The sequence below is a fragment of the Streptomyces sp. NPDC001668 genome (genome assembly GCF_042893155.1).
GTDB lineage: Bacteria > Actinomycetota > Actinomycetes > Streptomycetales > Streptomycetaceae > Streptomyces.
The window spans coordinates 205,183-220,531 of record NZ_JBIAUQ010000006.1 but is presented as its reverse complement, the minus strand read 5'-3'; the positions used below and the strand labels follow the sequence as shown (position 1 = coordinate 220,531).

The following is a 15,349-nucleotide window of genomic DNA, read 5'->3' as shown; positions in this document are numbered from 1 at the left end:
TTGGTCACTCGGGGTGGGCGGAGAGGAAGTCTTCGACGACGGAGCGGTGACGCCCCCATAGGGCGAGGAGGTCGCGAAGGCTGCCTGTCGTGGTCGGGCCTGGGGGCAGCAGCTCCGTCATGGCCTTGACGAGCAGCGCGTCGTCACCGGAGGTTCGGTCGGCGAGACGGGTCAAGGTGTTCCGGGCGGAACGGAGTTCCTTCTCCTCGCGAGCGATCAAGTAGCCGGTCACGGTCTCCGGCGGCGGGTTCAGGTAGTAGATCCAGCGTGCGACGCGCACACGGAGCATGCCGGCGGCCGTGATCCAGGCCGCCGTTTCCGCGGCCACCGCCTCCGGCAGCGGCCTGGGAGGCGGTGTGCGGCGCAGTACGGCGTCCACGGTTACGTGGGCCGTGCGCAGTACCTGCGTGGGGGAGAGGTCCGGATCCGAGGTGGCGGCGGACAGGCGAAGAAACTTCTCGGCATGTGATTCGAGTTCGCCGGGGTGCCACTGGTTGAGGGCCGCGGTCTTCCCGGGGCACCTGGTGCGCGTGGCGAGGGCCGCCGACGCGAACCAGCACGGCGCCACGTAGTGCCAGGCGACGCAGTGCCTTCGGTAGCCGTCGAGGTCGTGGTGGACGTTGTCGGTGCTGTCCTTGTCGAGTTGGTAGCGGCCTGCGATCCTCGCGTCGAGGATCCCGCGGTAGAACCTCTCGTCCGCTCGGCTCCACGGCATCATCCGCGCACGGGACTGCCACCGCCCGAGGGTGGCCGCGCTGCCCGTGACCAGGCTCCAGGTGGAGATCTCGGCCGGCGACACCTGGTTCCGGTCGAGCTCGTCGGCGGTGAACGCGAACCCGGGCGGATGTTCGAGCAGTCGGCTGTGGGTCGGGTTCAGGAGTACCGCCTGGTGATGGGCGGTGGCCAGCCGCTCGTTCCACTCCCACCAAGAGTCGGGGGCCTGGTCGAGGACGACGCGGATGTCGATGTCCGAGTGCGGTGCGATGAGGTCTCCGGCCTGCCACTTGTGGGTGAGCATGCTCGCGGTGACGTCCTGGGCGGCCAACTGCTCGGCGTAGACGACGCCGAGCTGCGGGTACGACGCGGTGGAACGGGCCGTCGTCACTCGGATTCACCTCCGGGCCGGCGAAGCGAGCAGCCCCCGCCCGTATTGCCGGCCACGGGCAGCAGGGGAAGCACGGGCACGCCCTGCGGTCGCTCCATGCGGTCCCAGCGCAGGTCGTAGTCGACGTAGTGGAAGCCCTGCCAGGCCTCGTTGCTGTCGCGTTCGAGCATGGCGCGGAAGAGGTGGGCGTAGGCGTCGGCCATGGTGCCGTCCGCGAGGTGCGGCTTCAGGGGGATGTCGCGGTTGTGGAGGATGCAGGGCCGGGCGATACCGGTGGGCGTGATCTTGATGCGGTTGGCGTCGGAGCAGGTGGCACAGGAGGAGTTGGAGATGAACCCGATGGAGCCGGCCCAGCCGGTCGGCTGCAGGTACCGTCCCGGGCTTCGCACTCCCAGCTCGGTGCGGGAGATCTCGCCGGCCTCCTCGAACCAGGTGTGCAGGCGTTCGCGGACCTCCGCCTCGGGCACGAACTCGGTGGGGAACAGGGCCTCCGCCGGTCCGATGCGCTGCAGCTCGATCAGCCGTACCGCGACGGGCAGCCGCCTGGCGAGTTCGGCGACACCGAAGGCGTCGTCCAGGTACGACCGCTGAAGCACGCAGTTGATCTTGACCTTGAGGCCGAGTTCGAGTGCCCGGTCGATGGTGGCACGGGAGACTCGTGGGTCGCCGCCGCCCATGATCTCGGTGGACCGTGCGGGATCGAGGCTGTGCAGGCTGATGTTCAGGTACGTGAGCCCGGCGTCGCGCAGTGCGTCCACGGTCAGGCCGCGGCGCAGGTTGCCGTGGCTGGTCATGCCGATGGTCGCTGTGTCGCCGAGACCGTCGGAGAGCGCTCCGATGATGTCGAGGATGTCGGCGCGCAGCGTCGGCTCCCCGCCCGAGGTGTGCGCCTTGCGGATACCCCAGAGCCCGGCCTCCTTCGCGATGCCGGCGTAGTCGGAGACCGCGAGCGTCTTGTCCTTGTGCCCGTAGTCGGGCATGCATCGCGGCTTGCAGAAGACGCAGTCAAGGTTGCAGATGGAGTTCAGCGTGAAGGCCAGGTAGGGATGGTTCCGACCCGACTCGGCGAACTGCCGCAACAGGCTGGTCCTGGAAAATCGCTGGTCAGTGGGGATCATGTGTCCCTCCGTGGGTTGGGGTGACAGCACCGTTGAGGGGCTGGCCGGCGAGGAAAAGCCGGAGGTTGTCGATGAAGAAGGCGACCGCCTCGTCCATGTAGGTGTGGCTGAAGACGGCGCTCTTCGGCGTGAGCACGATCCGCGGGTGGCGGCGGAGCGGATCGTCGAGCGCGGGCGGCTTGTGCGGCTGCACGTCGAGGGCGGCGCCGACCAGCGGGCCTTGGTCGAGGGCGTCGAGGAGCGCGTCGTGGTCGACGGTGCTGGCCCGCCCGAGGTTGATGAAGACCGTCCCGGGGCGGCAGGCCTTGAAGGTGTTCTCGTCGAAGAAGCCGTGCGTCTCGTCGGTCGCGGGAAGCAGGTTGACGACGGCACGCGAACGCGGGAGTGCTTCACGAACGCGGTGTGACGGTACCCATTCGATCCCGCCGGGTTCGGAGCTAGGAGCGTTGCGGCGTACTCCCATCACATGCATTCCGAAGGCACGCGCCACCTCGGCGAGGCGGATGCCGACAGAGCCACAGCCGACGATCGTGAGCGTCTCGCCGTACAGGTCGAAGAAGCTGTCGGCGAGTTCGTCCTTCCACCAGACGGACCGGGGCTGAAGTCGTGCACTCGTGAACAGGCCTCGAGAGAAGCCGAGGAGCAGGCCGATCGCGTGCTCGGCCATCGGCCTCCCGTGGTAGCCGTACCCGCGGGTGAGCGTGATGCCCGCGGTGTCGAGCGTGGTGACCGGCCAGTGATCGATGCCTGCGGACGGGGTGGCCGTCCAGCGGAGCCGTGGGGAGGACTTGAGCCACTCCGCGTCGAAGGACCAGCCGAAATAGACGTCAGCGGTACGGATCTCGACGGGGACATCCTGCTCCTGGGCGAGTCGGAAGCGGACGTCCGGAAAGGCGGACCTCAGATGTCCGGCGTGCCGATCGGATAACTGCCAGAAGGGATAAGGAGAGTTGAGGGCAACCAGTGCGGTGGTTGTCACGCTCCACCCCTCAAGGGGACGCTGCGCGCCATCGCCCAAGGGGTGTACTGGCGCAGGTAGGAGCGGATCGTGGCCTCGTAGTCGTGCCGGGCCATGAGCAGGGCCCTGCCGCGCGCACGCATCTGCTCACGCTCGCGGACGTTGATGTGAAGTGATCGCCTGATCGCGTGGGCGAGGTCCATGGGGTCACGGGCTCCGGCCGTGAACCCGGTCACCCCGTCGACCACGGTCTCCGTGAGCCCGCCTGCCCGAGTCGCGATCACCGGCGCGGCCCCCGAGGCGAAGGCTTCGAGGGGGATCCTCCCGAACGGTTCGGCCCGGGAGGGCACCACCACTCCCCGGAGCGCCGGGCTCCGCAGCCAGGAGCGGTACCGAGGGGAGAACCGCGGCAGGAACGTCGCGTCGATCGCGTAGTCGCGGACCATCGCCTGGAGCCGCTGCTGGTAGCCGGTCAGGGTCTCCGTGTGTGTTGTGGGTGCGAGCAGGAGGTGGGGCACCCGTTCGCCCTGCGTACCGAGGATTCGGACGGCTTCCAACAGGTCCTCGAAGCCCTTGCTCTCCACCGCCCGGCCCATGGCCAGCAGGAACCCCGTCTCGGCTTGCGGCGGCAGCGGAGCCGGCACCACGTCCTCGTGGTCGCTCAGGAGCAGGCCGTTGGGGAGATCGACCACAGCGTGTCGCGGGACGCCGTAGACCTGCTCAAGGTGGCCGCGCATGTGGTGCGAGATGGCGGCGACGCGTGCACCGTCACCCACCGCCGCCGTCAGCCCCCTGTGCTCCCAGCCGATGCGTCGCCGGTCCTCCGGGGAGGCGAGTTCACTCGTCGACCGGGGCAGGAGAAGGAGGCTGAACGGATCGTCGGCGCGTCGATGGGGTCCGAGTCCGAGGAAGGGTATGTCGAGGCCGATCAGCTGGGCCATCGGCGCATCGGCAAGGCGGGCCCGGGCGGTTTCCGTGACCCGCTCGCACAGTGCTTCGCAGCCCGCGAGGGCGGCGGTCGCCGCGCGACCACCCGGAACCGGAACGACCTTGGCCCCGGCCTGCCGCAGCATTCCCTCGGTCTCGGCCACCCAGGTGGGGTCGTAACTGGGGTCGGAGCGTGAGATGTGAACGGGCATGACCAGGAGGCGTCCGCGGGGCAGTGCCCGCGTGAGTACCTCAAGGAAGGCCCTGTTGCTGAAGCCCGTACCCGATGTGCACCCGTAGTAGCCGTCATGCAGCGCGACGGCGATCTTCGGCGGGATTGTGGTTGTGGCCGGCCCGACGGCTCCCTCTTCACCTCTCTGACGCTGAAGAGGGACCGCTTTGGTCGTCGGGACGGGGGCCACGCCCTGTGAACTGCCTGTACGGGCTGCCATGGGAAGACTCCTCCAGTGCGGGATAGGCGGGGGAGAACGGTGTCTCGGGCAGGGAGGCACCTGGCTCGCGCAGGGGTGGTGCGGTCCGTCGGGGATTCGCGCAACGGAGCGTGAAAAGACGATTCCACTACGCGAGTGCGACGAGCGGACAAAGTGTCCGCAGGAATTTGCTGACGACCCATTGACAACAACAGGCTTTGTTTGCAGGCGTGTTGAGGGTCATCGAGGCTTTGAACGATTGCTCGGAGCCGGTAGGTGTTGGTCGGGCCGTACGTCCTGCCACTCCTCGCGAATGCCCTCGACAGGTGTGATGAGGTCCTGTTGGCTGCCTGGACGAACTCGGCTGAAAGCCGCAGGCAGAGCGTGCTGGAAGCCGCGAGCAAACCTTCTCTGCTGATCTCCGCACCCTTCGTGTGACCTTGTTCGGTCTCTCCGCGTGATCTTCTCCGGCGTGTCGATTTGGCCTTGGGGTTCCATGGGAAACCTGCGTGAGCCATGAGGTCGTGCGGGAGGAGGACGTAGATGCTCACGTTCGGCATCGCCAGGGACGAGGGCGAGGGGCACCGGACTGCGGCCGTGGCTGAGAACAAGGAACCGGGCGATGGCCGGCCCGAACCGGAACTCGGCCAAGCGACCTTCGGCGAGTACGCGAACCGCTGGTACAAGGCTCAGGACCTGGCAGCCTCGACCATGCAGAACTACAAGCGCCACATCGAGGGGCACCTGCTCCCCGACTTCGAGGACAAGGCACTCGCCGACATCCTGCGCACAGACGTCGACCTGTGGGAGAAGAAAGAGCGGGCCGTCTACGCGGCCTCCAGCGTCAGAACCTGGCGCTCGACGCTCCATCTGATCTTCGAAGACGCGATCGACGAGGGCCTGATCACGACCAACCCGGCTACCAGGCGGCGCGGACGCGGCAAGCGTGCCGGACGCTCCCGTAATCGCGGCCCGGAGAAGGTCGTCACCGACGCACTCGGCATCTTGCTCACCGCCGAACGGGCTGCGCTGCTCTCCGGCCGCGACGACGAGTTCGTCGCCGTCGTCCTCAAGGGCTACACCGGCATGCGCTGGGGCGAAATCGTCGGCCTGGAGACGGAACTCGCCCGCCCCGGCTCCATCCGGGTCGAGTGGCAGCTGTACGAACTCGACACCGGCGAGATCGTGCGCTGCCCACCCAAGGACGACAGCTACCGGACCATCGACTTAATGGACTGGCTGTCGGCCCTGGTCGCCAACCACATCGCCCGTACGAAGCCGAATCCATGCCCGTGTCACGGCAGGACCTACGTCTTCCGCGGACAGGGCGGGACTCGCGGTGGTGGCCACCAAGGCGCGAAGCTCGTCGACGTCGCACGCCGTGCCGACGTCTCCACGGGCACCGTGTCCAACGTCCTGAATCACCCTGACCGCGTCACCGAGGCCAAGCGTATGAGGGTGGAGCGGGCCATCGCGGACCTGGGGTTCATGCGCGGCGGCGCGGTGTTGAGCCATGCCGCCCACTGGCGCCGAAATGGCTTCGCGACCTGGCTGTTCACCCCTGCGGTCTCCGGCTGGTACCCGAAGAAGGCGCCGCAGCAGGCCCGCCCCGTACCGCTGCTGGGAGAGCCGTGGCCGGGCGTCCCGGCCAGAGGGCGCGGCGCCGGCGACCGGGCCGACACCTGCTGGCTTCCGATTGCCAAGGGCCTCACACCCCATGGCCTCCGCCACACCCACCGCACTGTGATGGAGGACCTCGGCACCGAGAAGGTCCTCATGGACCAACGGATGGGCCATATCGACGGCTCCGTCTCGGCGCGCTACGCCCACGTCACCCCCGGCATGCGCGAACGCCTGATGCTCGGGCTGACCGAGCAGTGGGAGACAGCGCTCGACACCCGACTGGCCTCGTCCCCAGCGTCTCCGGTGCGCGCGCTCAACGACCTCCTGCGGGCACGGGCGTCCATCGTGCGATCTCCCTGCCATCGATCCGCACCCTGCCGCCGATCACGATGGCGGCGGCAGGCCCGCAGTCGTTGAGGCGATCTCATTGGTCCCCGACGCACGGTGCTTTTCGTATGCCACCTGGTGGCTTGTTCCGATGCGTTGCGGTGGTGCGCCTGGAATCGCCGAAGGCGAGAACGGCGCATGGGGACTTACGATGCCCCGATGCGGCCAGAGCCTGGACAGTTACTGCACTTCTCCGAGGACCCCACCATCACCCGCTTCGTCCCCCGCGTCTCCCCGACGTCGAAGGACCAGGGGGCCTTCGTCTGGGCCGTCGACGCGGTTCGTGCCCCCGACTACTGGTTCCCTAAGCAGTGTCCCCGGGCGATGGCATGGGTGACACCCGACACGTCCCCAGACGACCGCGAGCGGATCATCGGTCCGGGAGGCGGAGATCGAGTACACGCGATCGAGTACGACTGGTTGGAGGAGATCCGAAACGTTCGCCTCTACGCCTACCGGTTCGACTCCACGCCTTTCCGCCCCCTCGGGGGGCCCGTCCCGCGCGCCCATGTCGCGGAGGAACCCGTCGAGCCGCTGGGACCACCCGAGCCCGTCGGCGACCTCCTGGCCCTGCACGCCGAGGCCGGCATCCAGCTGCGGGTCCTGGACATCCTGTGGCCGTACTGGGAGACCATCACCTCCAGCACCTGCGGTTTCAACGGCATCCGGCTGCGCAACTCACACGGGCACCCAGCTCACAGGCCTGAGGCCCGGCCGCGAATCCTCCTCGGCCAAGTGGCCTCCGGTGGGGCCTACGTTGAACAGCAACGAGGAGAGCGCGCAGGACAACACGGGGAGTCATAGTTCGGATTGATTGCCCGTCACTTCATCGTCGAACGCGTCAACGTCGTGATCTCCTCCATGAGCCGCGGTACGTCCTCAAGACTGTCGAGTACCGCGTCGGCTCCTGCTGCCGCCAGTTCGCGGGCGGTGGTCTTGCCGGACGCGATTCCGATCACCGAAGCACCGCCTTCGACTCCGGTGCGGACATCTTCGAGCGAGTCCCCGATGATGACGGTGTTGGAGCGGGTGAAGGCTGCCCTGAACTTGGCCTGAGCTCGTTCTTGTGCGACGGCGACGAGGGCGGGACGGTGCTCGTCGTCGGAGGAGTACCCGCCGATTTCCGTGTCCAGAAAGGCGTCGAGGCCGAACACTTCGAGCTTCAGCAGCGCGTTGGGCCTGAGGTTCCCCGTGACGACGGTCGGCACCCAGTGCGCCTGCTCGTGCACCGCCTTCAGGGCGGACACGGCACCCGGCATGAGGACACCCCGCTCGCGAAGGGCTTCCTCATGCGTGGCGAGACACCGCGGCAGGAGTTCAACCATGCGCGGCAGCAGTCGGGGGACGTCCGATGCCGGAACGCCGTTGTGCAGGAGCAGGGATTGGATTGCGAGGGGCATGGTGACGCCGGTTCCCCGGGCCGGAAGGCGTTCTGCGGGGCGCCCAACGATCTCGGCGAAGGTCTCGCGGTAGACCTGCCGATCGATCTCACCGACGTACAGCAGCGTTCGGTCGATGTCCCACAACACGAGGGACTGTTCGGCTTCAGCCACTCCCGACCTCACTCCTCACCTTCGACCAGGGCGGAACCGCCCTGTGGCTGCGAGCGTACGTGAGGCCACCCCAACCTCATCTCGCCGTAAGGGCTCGGCTACTGTCTGCGGCCGACGGTGAGGGCGGCTCTCCGGTGCCTGCAGGATTCGCGCGGACAAACTGTCCGTAGGTACTTCGACGCCTACCTCTTGACCAGGGGGCGGCAACCGTACTCATCCCGCACCCGCTTCCTCGCGATATGCCCCGCTTCGGTCGTGTGACCGGAGGCTCAGGTGGGAACAGCAACGTACGTCCGGTCCGCGCAGCAGATCCACGTCGTGGGCGCTCGGCCATCGGCTCTGTTAACAGTTGGCGACCAGGGGCGCAGGCTTGGACCGTATCCGTACTCTGAACGAAGTGCTTCATCGCGAAGGGACAGCTCCACCGATGAGTGAAAACCTGACACTGGGAGACCGTCTCCGCGTCGCTCGCAGGACACGGAAGCTGTCCGCCGCCCAGCTGGCGCAGAAGGTCGCGGTCTCCCCGAGCTACGTGCAGAAGCTGGAGTCGGGGGCGCGCAAGGCCTCACCTTCGCTGGTGCTGGCTCTCGCCAAGGCGCTGCGCTTCGGCCCCGAGGTCCTGACCGGCCAGCCGTACTACGGGGAGCCGGAGGCGGAGGACGGCGTCCACGCCGTCATACCCGAGCTCCGCCGCCTCCTGCTCTGCTACGACAGCCCCGACGACCTGGAGATCGCTCCGCGGGCGCTTCCCGTGCTCGCCTCCGAGGTCGACCAGGTGGCGGCCCTGCGTCGCGACGCCCGGTACGCGCCGATGGGGCCCCTGCTGCCGCCGATCATCACCGAACTGACGCACGTGGCCCTCGGTGGTGGCAACGGTGACCGGAGCAAGGCCTTCTGGCACTTGGCGCGCGCCTACCGGGCCGTGAACTCTCTTGCCCACAAGATGGGTCACCACGACCTGTCGAACACGGCACTGGAGCGCGTTCGTTGGGCCGCTGACCAGAGCGGCGATCCGCTGATGCAGTTCACGGCCGGCTACCTTGTGGCGGGGGCCATGCTCCGCCAGGGGGCGTACTCGCCGGCGCGCCGCAAGCTGCTCGCGCTGCGGACGGAGTTGGAGCGGCTCCAGCCGGAACGCTCCTTCACGGAGGACGCGCTCGCCGTCGACGGTGCGCTGCTGCTGAAGCTGGCCGTCCTCGAAGCCCGGGAGAACAGCGCCGACCGCGCCGACTCGTACCTGCGGGAGGCGGAGCAGGTCGCACGCATGGCGGGAAACCGGGACTCGCTGGCGTACGAGATGTCGTTCGGCCCGACGAACATCCGCATCCACGAGGTGCACGCGATGATCGACACGGGAGACACCGAGCAGGCCCTCGCCCGTCTCGTCGAATGGTCTCCGGTCGCCGGCGGTGAGTGGGCGCCGCCCGCTACAACCGTCGGCGAGCGGTCGAGCCACCACTTCATAGACGTGGCCTCCGCGAAGCTCGCGGAGAACGACCGGGACGGTGCCTTCGCGGACCTCAAGCGAGCGCGGAAGGTCGCGCCCAACCACACGCGGTTCCACCCGTCCGTTCGCGAGACCACTGCGGCGCTGCTCAGGATGGACGCTCACCCCTCCAACGAGCTGTCCGCATTCGGTAGTTGGACGGGTATTAGCACAACCTGAGGTTGTGTCAAGGGCTTTGGCGAGCGGAGCCCACGGACAGACTGTCCGCGCAGGACAGCTTGCTGAATGGAATGGTCTCCTCACACCCAGTGGTGAGGAGGCCTTTTCCATGTCCGACGACAATCCCGCAGCTCGCGCGAACCCGCCGCGCTGGATGCCCATCGGCGAGGAGCCCGAGCTGTGCTCGGCGGGGGAGTGGTGGGACGCCGTACGCGCCGTGGAGGCCGTGGGTCGGCGCGCGATCGAGATCCTCGACGAGGGGGACGAACCGGTCGGCCCGGTGATCCTCGACCACGACGGTCCGGAGCCCCGGCTGTACTTCCTGGTTCCCGTGGGTACCGCGGCCCGCTGGGAGGAGCCGGGGACCGTCGCCCTGGGGCAGAAGTGCCACGTCGTCGTGCCGTCCGCCGAGAGCACGGAGCCTCCCGGGATGCACTGGCACGTCTTCCCCCGAGGCCCGCGTGCGTTGACCCAGTCAGACGCTCTGCGGCGCGCGCTGAGCCAGGCTCGGCGGGAACGGCGCGGGTCCGCGGAGGAGGCGGCCTCCTGATGGCGCTCAGCATCTCCTTCGTGCTGGTGCTGGGCATCCTCGTGGTCGTCCTCATCCGCAGCAAATCCGTGAAACCCGGTCCTGCGGTCGTCTGCGTGCTCTTCGGGTTCTTCCTGGCGAGTACGTCCATGGCCCCGACCATCAACCGGTTCCTGACGGGCGTCGCCGACATGATCGGACAGATCCGTTTCTAGCGAGCTCGAACCGGCGCACGAGCCCCATCTCCCGGCTCGGCCGACGGTCCGCCTTCATGCGTTTCACGGCCCTCCCCCCAACCTGCCCGAGGCTCCCGATGACCTTCCCGTCCAGCTCGCAGAGCACGTCAACCCCCGCAGTCCGTCCGCAGCGGACGAACTGGCCCGCCCCGGCTTGCCGACGGCGCACGGTCCCCTCCGAGGGACTCTGATGCGTCTTGTCTACCACCCGGCGGGTCACGACGACGACCTCCGTGTGGCCTTGGTCGAACTACAGGCGGGGCGCTGGAGGCAGGCGCGGGAGCTGCTCTGGCAGACGGGTACGCACTGGGCACTGCGAACGGCACGCACCCAGCTGCTGGCCGTGGCAGCCGCCCGGTCGGACGTCGTCGACGTGTGGCTCGCCGAGGAGTCCGACAGCTACGACGCGCAGCTGATGTCTGTACGTGTCGCCGTCGAAAGGGCACTGCGTGCCCACCGCCAACACCACCCGCAGACCCTGGAGTTCGAGATGCGGGCGCGTCGTGCCGCGCTGCTGGCGGCCCGCCGTGCGCCCCACGATCCCGTGCCGTGGGTATGTCTTGTCGCCCTGGCCCAGGTCGACACCCGCCAACTGCGGCCGGAACACCGCGTGAGGTCCGCCGAACCGATGTTGCCGGGCGGCCCGTGGGGACTGCTCTACGAGGTCAACCAGCGTGATCCGTACAACCGCGAGGCCTACCACCGCGTGGTGCAGTTCATGCTCGCTCTTGAGGGTCCGTCGGGCGCTTCCCTGGCCGCGGTCTTCGACTTCGGCCGGTCCGTGGCCTCGCAGCGACCGGTCGGATCGCCGCTGCTGCTTCTGCCGGCGTACGCACAGGTCGAGCAGCGACGACAGTCGCGCGCCGATCCGCTGTGGCGGCGGCAGTGGGCACAGGAGTCGACGCTCGACTACACCCTGACCGCCTTCCACGACTGGTTCCACAAGGCATCCGTCGGGCACCGTTCGGTGGCCGATCTGAACCTGCTCGCATACGCGTTGTGGGCGGGACACCGGTACCTGGAGGCCGCCGAGGTGTTCGAGGCGATGGGCTCGTACGCGGCTCGCGAGCCATGGGCATCGGTGCACGACGGAGCCGCTGGGCCGGATCCCGGTGAAGCACTGCTCCTTCGGGCGCGCGCCGAGTCCCTCTCCTACGCCCGTACCCGTAGGCCACGCGCCGGGCCGCACCCGTGATCTACAGCCGCCATCGCAAGCATGTATTGGCATGAACCTGTCTAGTTTGCCCACCACCCGCAGTCTTGGAGGCCGATCCATGTCCCGTCCGAGTCCGAACCGCCACGCGACACCACGGAAGTCCGATGACACCTACCTGCGCGAACTGGGCTACGAGCCCGTGCTCACCCGACGCATGGGGCCGTTCGGGAACTTCGCGATTTCCTTCAGCGTCATCAGCGTCCTGTCCGGCTGCATGACCCTCTACGGCTTCGGCCTGAACACCGGTGGCCCGTCGGTGATGCTGTGGGGCTGGCTAGTCGTCGGCGCCATGGTCATGTTCATCGGTGCCTCGCTCGCCGAGGTGACCTCCGCCTATCCGACCTCCGGAGCCCTGTACTACCAGGCGGAGCAACTCGGCGGGCGGAAGTGGGGCTGGTACACGGGCTGGTTGAACCTGCTGGGCCTGCTCGGTGCGATCGCCGGCATCGACTACGGGGCCGCGCTCTTCACGGGCGCCCTGTTCAACCTGCAGTGGGGCTTCGAGCCGACGCCGGGAAGGATCATGGTGATCTTCCTGTGCATCCTCGCCCTCCACCTCACCCTGAACCTGTTCGGGGTCCGGCTGGTCAGCATCCTCAACAGCATCAGCGTCTGGTGGCACCTCGCCGGCGTCACGTTGATTGTCGGCGCGCTCGCGATCGTGCCCTCCCACCACCGGTCCGCCGACTTCGTGTTTGGCGAGTTCGTCAACAACACGGGCTGGTCGAGCCCGCTCTACGTGGCCGTGCTGGGTCTGCTCCTGGCCCAGTACACGTTCTGCGGCTACGACGCCTCCGCGCACCTGTCGGAGGAGACCACCGACGCCCAGGTGTCCGCGTCCCGCGGAATCATCCACGCCATCGGCTGGTCGTGGCTGGCCGGGTTCGTCCTGCTGGCGGGACTCACCTTCGCGATCCAGGACTACGCGGGCACCGTCGGCACCGCGACCGGAGTGCCGCCGGCACAGATCTTCCTGGACGCGCTCGGCGTGGCCGGGGCGAAGGCACTGCTCCTGGTCGTCATCGTCGCGCAGTTGTGCTGTGGCAACGCCGAGACGGCTGCGGCCAGCCGGATGGTCTTCGCGTTCTCGCGTGACGGGGCGCTGCCGGGCTCGCACCTGTGGCGGCGGGTGGACCGTCGTACTGGCACGCCGCGCATGGCGGTGCTGCTCTCCGTGGTGTGCGCCGCCGTACTGGCCCTGCCGAGCCTGTACAGCCCGGTCGCCTACGCGGCGATCACCAGCATCAACGTGGTTGGCATCACCCCGGCCTACGCGATCCCGATCTTCCTGCGCGTCAAGAACCGCCGACGGTTCCGGCCCGGACCGTGGAACCTCGGCAACTGGGGCGTGATCGTGGGCACGATCGCGGTTCTCTGGGTGGCGTTCGTGACGGTGTTGTTCTGCCTCCCGCAGACGCGTCCCGCGGGCGGCGGCCTGGTGTCGGTGGAGACGTTCAACTACGCGCCGTTCGCTCTGCTTGTGGTCCTCGCCCTGGCCTGGGGGTGGTGGCGGGCGAAGGGCAGCTCGTACGAAGTGCCGGCACAGCACTTCGACCGCTCGACGAGCGCGTACGAAGACGAGGTCGTCTGATGCCCGGCACCACGAGCGGCGACAGCACCGTGGCGCGTCTGGCTGTCGCTTCCGGACCCGAGCGGGGCGGGCGCCCCGAGAAGGCGTTCTCCTTGTCGGACCTGCGTAACCTCGTCAAAGCGGGTGCCATCGACACGGTGCTGCTCGCCGTCCCCGATATGCAGGGGAGGCTGAAGGGGAAGCGCTACGACGCGAACCACTTCCTCAAGCGCGTCGCGCATCACGGCGCCGAGGTGTGTGCCTACGTCCTGGCCACCGACATCGACATGAGCCCGGCGGACGGCTTCGCGTTGAGTTCGTGGGAGACCGGCTATCAGGACCTGTCCGTGCAGCCGGCGCTGTCGACCCTGCGGGTGGTGCCGTGGCTGCCGCGTACCGCGGTCGTGCTCGGCGACGCCGTGACCCACGACGGAACACCCATCGAGATCGCCCCCCGTGAGATCCTCCATCGCCAGTTGACCCGGATGGCGCGCCACGGGCTGCACCCCAAGGCGGGGATCGAGACCGAGTTCGTCCTCTACAGGGGCACATACGCGGAGGCGGAACAGGCCGGATACCAGGGCCTACGACCGGTGGCCACGGAGAACCTGGACTACGCCCTCGACCATGATCCGGTCTCCGACCGTTTCTTCCGCCGCCTTCAGCGCGCGCTCGCGGGCGCCGGAATGCCCGTGGAAGCGATCAAGACGGAGGCCGGGCCCGGCCAGGTCGAGGTGACCTTCCCGTACGGGCCCGCCCTCACCGCCTGCGACCGGCACCTGCTGTTCAAGCACGCGGTGCGCACCCTCGGCTCGCGTGCTGGACTGGCGCCCACCTTCATGGCCGCCCCGGAAACCGGCCGTGCCAACGGTCTGCACCTCCACGTGTCGCTGTGGTCGAAGGCCATCAGCCAGCTCGACGAGTCCGGCGGCGGACTGTCCCAGACAGGGCGGCACGCCATCGCGGGCCTGCTCGCCGGCCTGCCGGAGCTGGTTCCCCTCTACGCCCCGAACGCCAACTCCTACAAGCGGTTCACGCCCGACTCGTTCGCGCCAACCACGTTCAGCTGGGGCTACGACAACCGCACCTGTGCCGTCCGCGTCGTCGGCCACGGCGAGGGCCTCCATCTGGAGATCCGCGTGCCGGGCGCGGATGCCAACCCCTACCTGGCCCTGTCCGCCGCCCTGGCGGCCGTCGACCACGGCATCGAACAGAAACTCACCCCCGGTCCGGCGGAGACGGGCAACTCCTACCGGGTGGGCGGCACCTCCGTCCCGCCCACCCTGGCCGACGCCCTCGTCGCCTTCCAGAACAGCGCCCTCGCGCGGAAAGCCTTCGGAACCGATGTGGTCGAGCACTACACCCGTCTTGCCCAATTGGAACTGGACCACGAGCGGAGCCTGGTCACCGACGCCGAGCGGCGTCGGTGGCTGGCCCGCGCCTGACCGCCGTTCCTCCCCGAAAGGACCGAGAACTCCCGTGAGTGCCCGACCGGCGCGCCCGTCCTCGACGTCGCTCGACCTGACACCCGCGCAGATTCGGATCGTCCAGCAGGTCGCGGAGGGCAAGAGCACCCACGCGATCGCCACCGACCTCACGATCACGGCTGGCACGATCAACGTGCAGTTGAAGCACTGCGGACAGAAGTTCGGCACCCGTGGCCGGGCCGCAGTCGTCCACGCCGGCTTCGTCACCGAGCAGCTCCGGCGCCCCGAGATGGCCACGCTCCCGGGAGCCTTCTCGGAGGCGGAGATCGAGACGTGGCGCATGGTCGCCATCGGTGCGACGTCAAAGGAGTACGCGGCGCGCGCCCGCATCAGCCACGAAGAAGCCCTGGGACGAGTACGGGCGTTGCGGCAGCGCGTCGAGGCGGAAAACGACCCGCACCTGGTGACGCTCGGCTGGCGGTACGGAGTTCTGAGCGAGTCCCTCCTCGAGATGGCCTCCGGCGCCGTCCTTCGCCTCCGGGCAGGCAAATGACCAGTTCAGAGCGCATTGTCAGTGGCACTTGGCAAGCTACCCACCCACAA

General features: G+C 68.3%; 14 protein-coding genes. 9 read left to right on the top strand and 5 right to left on the bottom strand.

Annotated features, from left to right (window positions below; all coding sequences use genetic code 11):
- Positions 1-4 precede the first annotated feature (4 nt).
- From ACFYZ8_RS20700 to ACFYZ8_RS20685, 4 genes are read right to left on the bottom strand one after another with little or no spacing between them, the layout of a single operon-like run.
- Positions 5-1,105, bottom strand: coding sequence for a hypothetical protein (locus ACFYZ8_RS20700; RefSeq protein WP_389050036.1), 1,101 nt, complete (start codon positions 1,103-1,105; stop codon positions 5-7).
- Positions 1,102-2,223, bottom strand: a complete 1,122-nt coding sequence (locus tag ACFYZ8_RS20695; RefSeq protein WP_389050034.1) for a radical SAM protein — start codon at positions 2,221-2,223, stop codon at positions 1,102-1,104. Before ACFYZ8_RS20695 ends, ACFYZ8_RS20700 begins: the two co-directional genes overlap by 4 nt.
- Complete coding sequence (locus tag ACFYZ8_RS20690) at positions 2,210-3,202, bottom strand: D-2-hydroxyacid dehydrogenase (protein ID WP_389050032.1); 993 nt, start codon at positions 3,200-3,202, stop codon at positions 2,210-2,212. Before ACFYZ8_RS20690 ends, ACFYZ8_RS20695 begins: the two co-directional genes overlap by 14 nt.
- Positions 3,199-4,320, bottom strand: coding sequence for a glycosyltransferase family 4 protein (locus ACFYZ8_RS20685; protein WP_389050030.1), 1,122 nt, complete (start codon positions 4,318-4,320; stop codon positions 3,199-3,201). Before ACFYZ8_RS20685 ends, ACFYZ8_RS20690 begins: the two co-directional genes overlap by 4 nt.
- 762 nt (positions 4,321-5,082) lie before the next feature.
- Here ACFYZ8_RS20685 and ACFYZ8_RS20680 point away from each other — a divergent pair.
- Together ACFYZ8_RS20680 and ACFYZ8_RS20675 are read left to right on the top strand one after the other, a co-directional pair.
- The gene (locus tag ACFYZ8_RS20680; RefSeq protein WP_389050028.1) at positions 5,083-6,579 is read left to right on the top strand and encodes a LacI family DNA-binding transcriptional regulator; all 1,497 of its coding nucleotides are present in this window, start codon (positions 5,083-5,085) and stop codon (positions 6,577-6,579) included.
- Positions 6,580-6,708: 129 nt separating this feature from the next.
- The gene (locus ACFYZ8_RS20675; protein WP_389050025.1) at positions 6,709-7,353 is read left to right on the top strand and encodes a DUF6886 family protein; all 645 of its coding nucleotides are present in this window, start codon (positions 6,709-6,711) and stop codon (positions 7,351-7,353) included.
- Positions 7,354-7,370: 17 nt separating this feature from the next.
- On the opposite strand, the gene ACFYZ8_RS20670 is transcribed toward ACFYZ8_RS20675, so the two are convergent.
- Positions 7,371-8,102, bottom strand: a complete 732-nt coding sequence (locus ACFYZ8_RS20670; RefSeq protein ID WP_389050023.1) for an HAD family hydrolase — start codon at positions 8,100-8,102, stop codon at positions 7,371-7,373.
- A 427-nt stretch (positions 8,103-8,529) separates the two neighbouring features.
- Between ACFYZ8_RS20670 and ACFYZ8_RS20665 the strand changes: the two genes are divergently transcribed.
- The 7 genes from ACFYZ8_RS20665 to ACFYZ8_RS20635 all read left to right on the top strand — a co-directional run bounded on the left by ACFYZ8_RS20665 (position 8,530) and on the right by ACFYZ8_RS20635 (position 15,299).
- On the top strand, positions 8,530-9,768 hold the full coding sequence (locus ACFYZ8_RS20665) for a helix-turn-helix transcriptional regulator (RefSeq protein ID WP_361922628.1): 1,239 nt from the start codon (positions 8,530-8,532) through the stop codon (positions 9,766-9,768).
- A gap of 109 nt (positions 9,769-9,877) precedes the next feature.
- Positions 9,878-10,318, top strand: a complete 441-nt coding sequence (locus tag ACFYZ8_RS20660) for a hypothetical protein (RefSeq protein ID WP_361922631.1) — start codon at positions 9,878-9,880, stop codon at positions 10,316-10,318.
- Entirely contained in the window at positions 10,318-10,512 is a 195-nt protein-coding gene (locus ACFYZ8_RS20655; RefSeq protein WP_191846794.1) for a hypothetical protein, read from the top strand. Before ACFYZ8_RS20660 ends, ACFYZ8_RS20655 begins: the two co-directional genes overlap by 1 nt.
- A 211-nt stretch (positions 10,513-10,723) precedes the next feature.
- A complete protein-coding gene (locus tag ACFYZ8_RS20650; protein ID WP_389050019.1) occupies positions 10,724-11,728 on the top strand; it encodes a hypothetical protein in 1,005 nt (334 codons plus the stop codon).
- 79 nt (positions 11,729-11,807) lie between these two features.
- On the top strand, positions 11,808-13,340 hold the full coding sequence (locus tag ACFYZ8_RS20645) for an amino acid permease (protein WP_389050017.1): 1,533 nt from the start codon (positions 11,808-11,810) through the stop codon (positions 13,338-13,340).
- Positions 13,340-14,764, top strand: coding sequence for a glutamine synthetase family protein (locus ACFYZ8_RS20640; RefSeq protein ID WP_389050014.1), 1,425 nt, complete (start codon positions 13,340-13,342; stop codon positions 14,762-14,764). The genes ACFYZ8_RS20645 and ACFYZ8_RS20640 overlap by 1 nt, the downstream gene beginning before the upstream one ends.
- Positions 14,765-14,798: 34 nt before the next feature.
- Complete coding sequence (locus tag ACFYZ8_RS20635) at positions 14,799-15,299, top strand: LuxR C-terminal-related transcriptional regulator (protein WP_389050012.1); 501 nt, start codon at positions 14,799-14,801, stop codon at positions 15,297-15,299.
- Positions 15,300-15,349 lie beyond the last annotated feature (50 nt).

Excerpts from the sequence above, each read along its gene's own strand:
- ACFYZ8_RS20695 (WP_389050034.1), bottom strand. The coding sequence starts at position 2,223 with ATGATCCCCACTGACCAGCGATTTTCCAGGACCAGCCTGTTGCGGCAG.
- ACFYZ8_RS20685 (WP_389050030.1), bottom strand. The coding sequence starts at position 4,320 with ATGCCCGTTCACATCTCACGCTCCGACCCCAGTTACGACCCCACCTGG.
- ACFYZ8_RS20680 (WP_389050028.1), top strand. The coding sequence starts at position 5,083 with ATGCTCACGTTCGGCATCGCCAGGGACGAGGGCGAGGGGCACCGGACT.
- ACFYZ8_RS20675 (WP_389050025.1), top strand. The coding sequence starts at position 6,709 with ATGCGGCCAGAGCCTGGACAGTTACTGCACTTCTCCGAGGACCCCACC.
- ACFYZ8_RS20665 (WP_361922628.1), top strand. The coding sequence starts at position 8,530 with ATGAGTGAAAACCTGACACTGGGAGACCGTCTCCGCGTCGCTCGCAGG.
- ACFYZ8_RS20660 (WP_361922631.1), top strand. The coding sequence starts at position 9,878 with ATGTCCGACGACAATCCCGCAGCTCGCGCGAACCCGCCGCGCTGGATG.
- ACFYZ8_RS20655 (WP_191846794.1), top strand. The coding sequence starts at position 10,318 with ATGGCGCTCAGCATCTCCTTCGTGCTGGTGCTGGGCATCCTCGTGGTC.
- ACFYZ8_RS20650 (WP_389050019.1), top strand. The coding sequence starts at position 10,724 with ATGCGTCTTGTCTACCACCCGGCGGGTCACGACGACGACCTCCGTGTG.
- ACFYZ8_RS20645 (WP_389050017.1), top strand. The coding sequence starts at position 11,808 with ATGTCCCGTCCGAGTCCGAACCGCCACGCGACACCACGGAAGTCCGAT.
- ACFYZ8_RS20640 (WP_389050014.1), top strand. The coding sequence starts at position 13,340 with ATGCCCGGCACCACGAGCGGCGACAGCACCGTGGCGCGTCTGGCTGTC.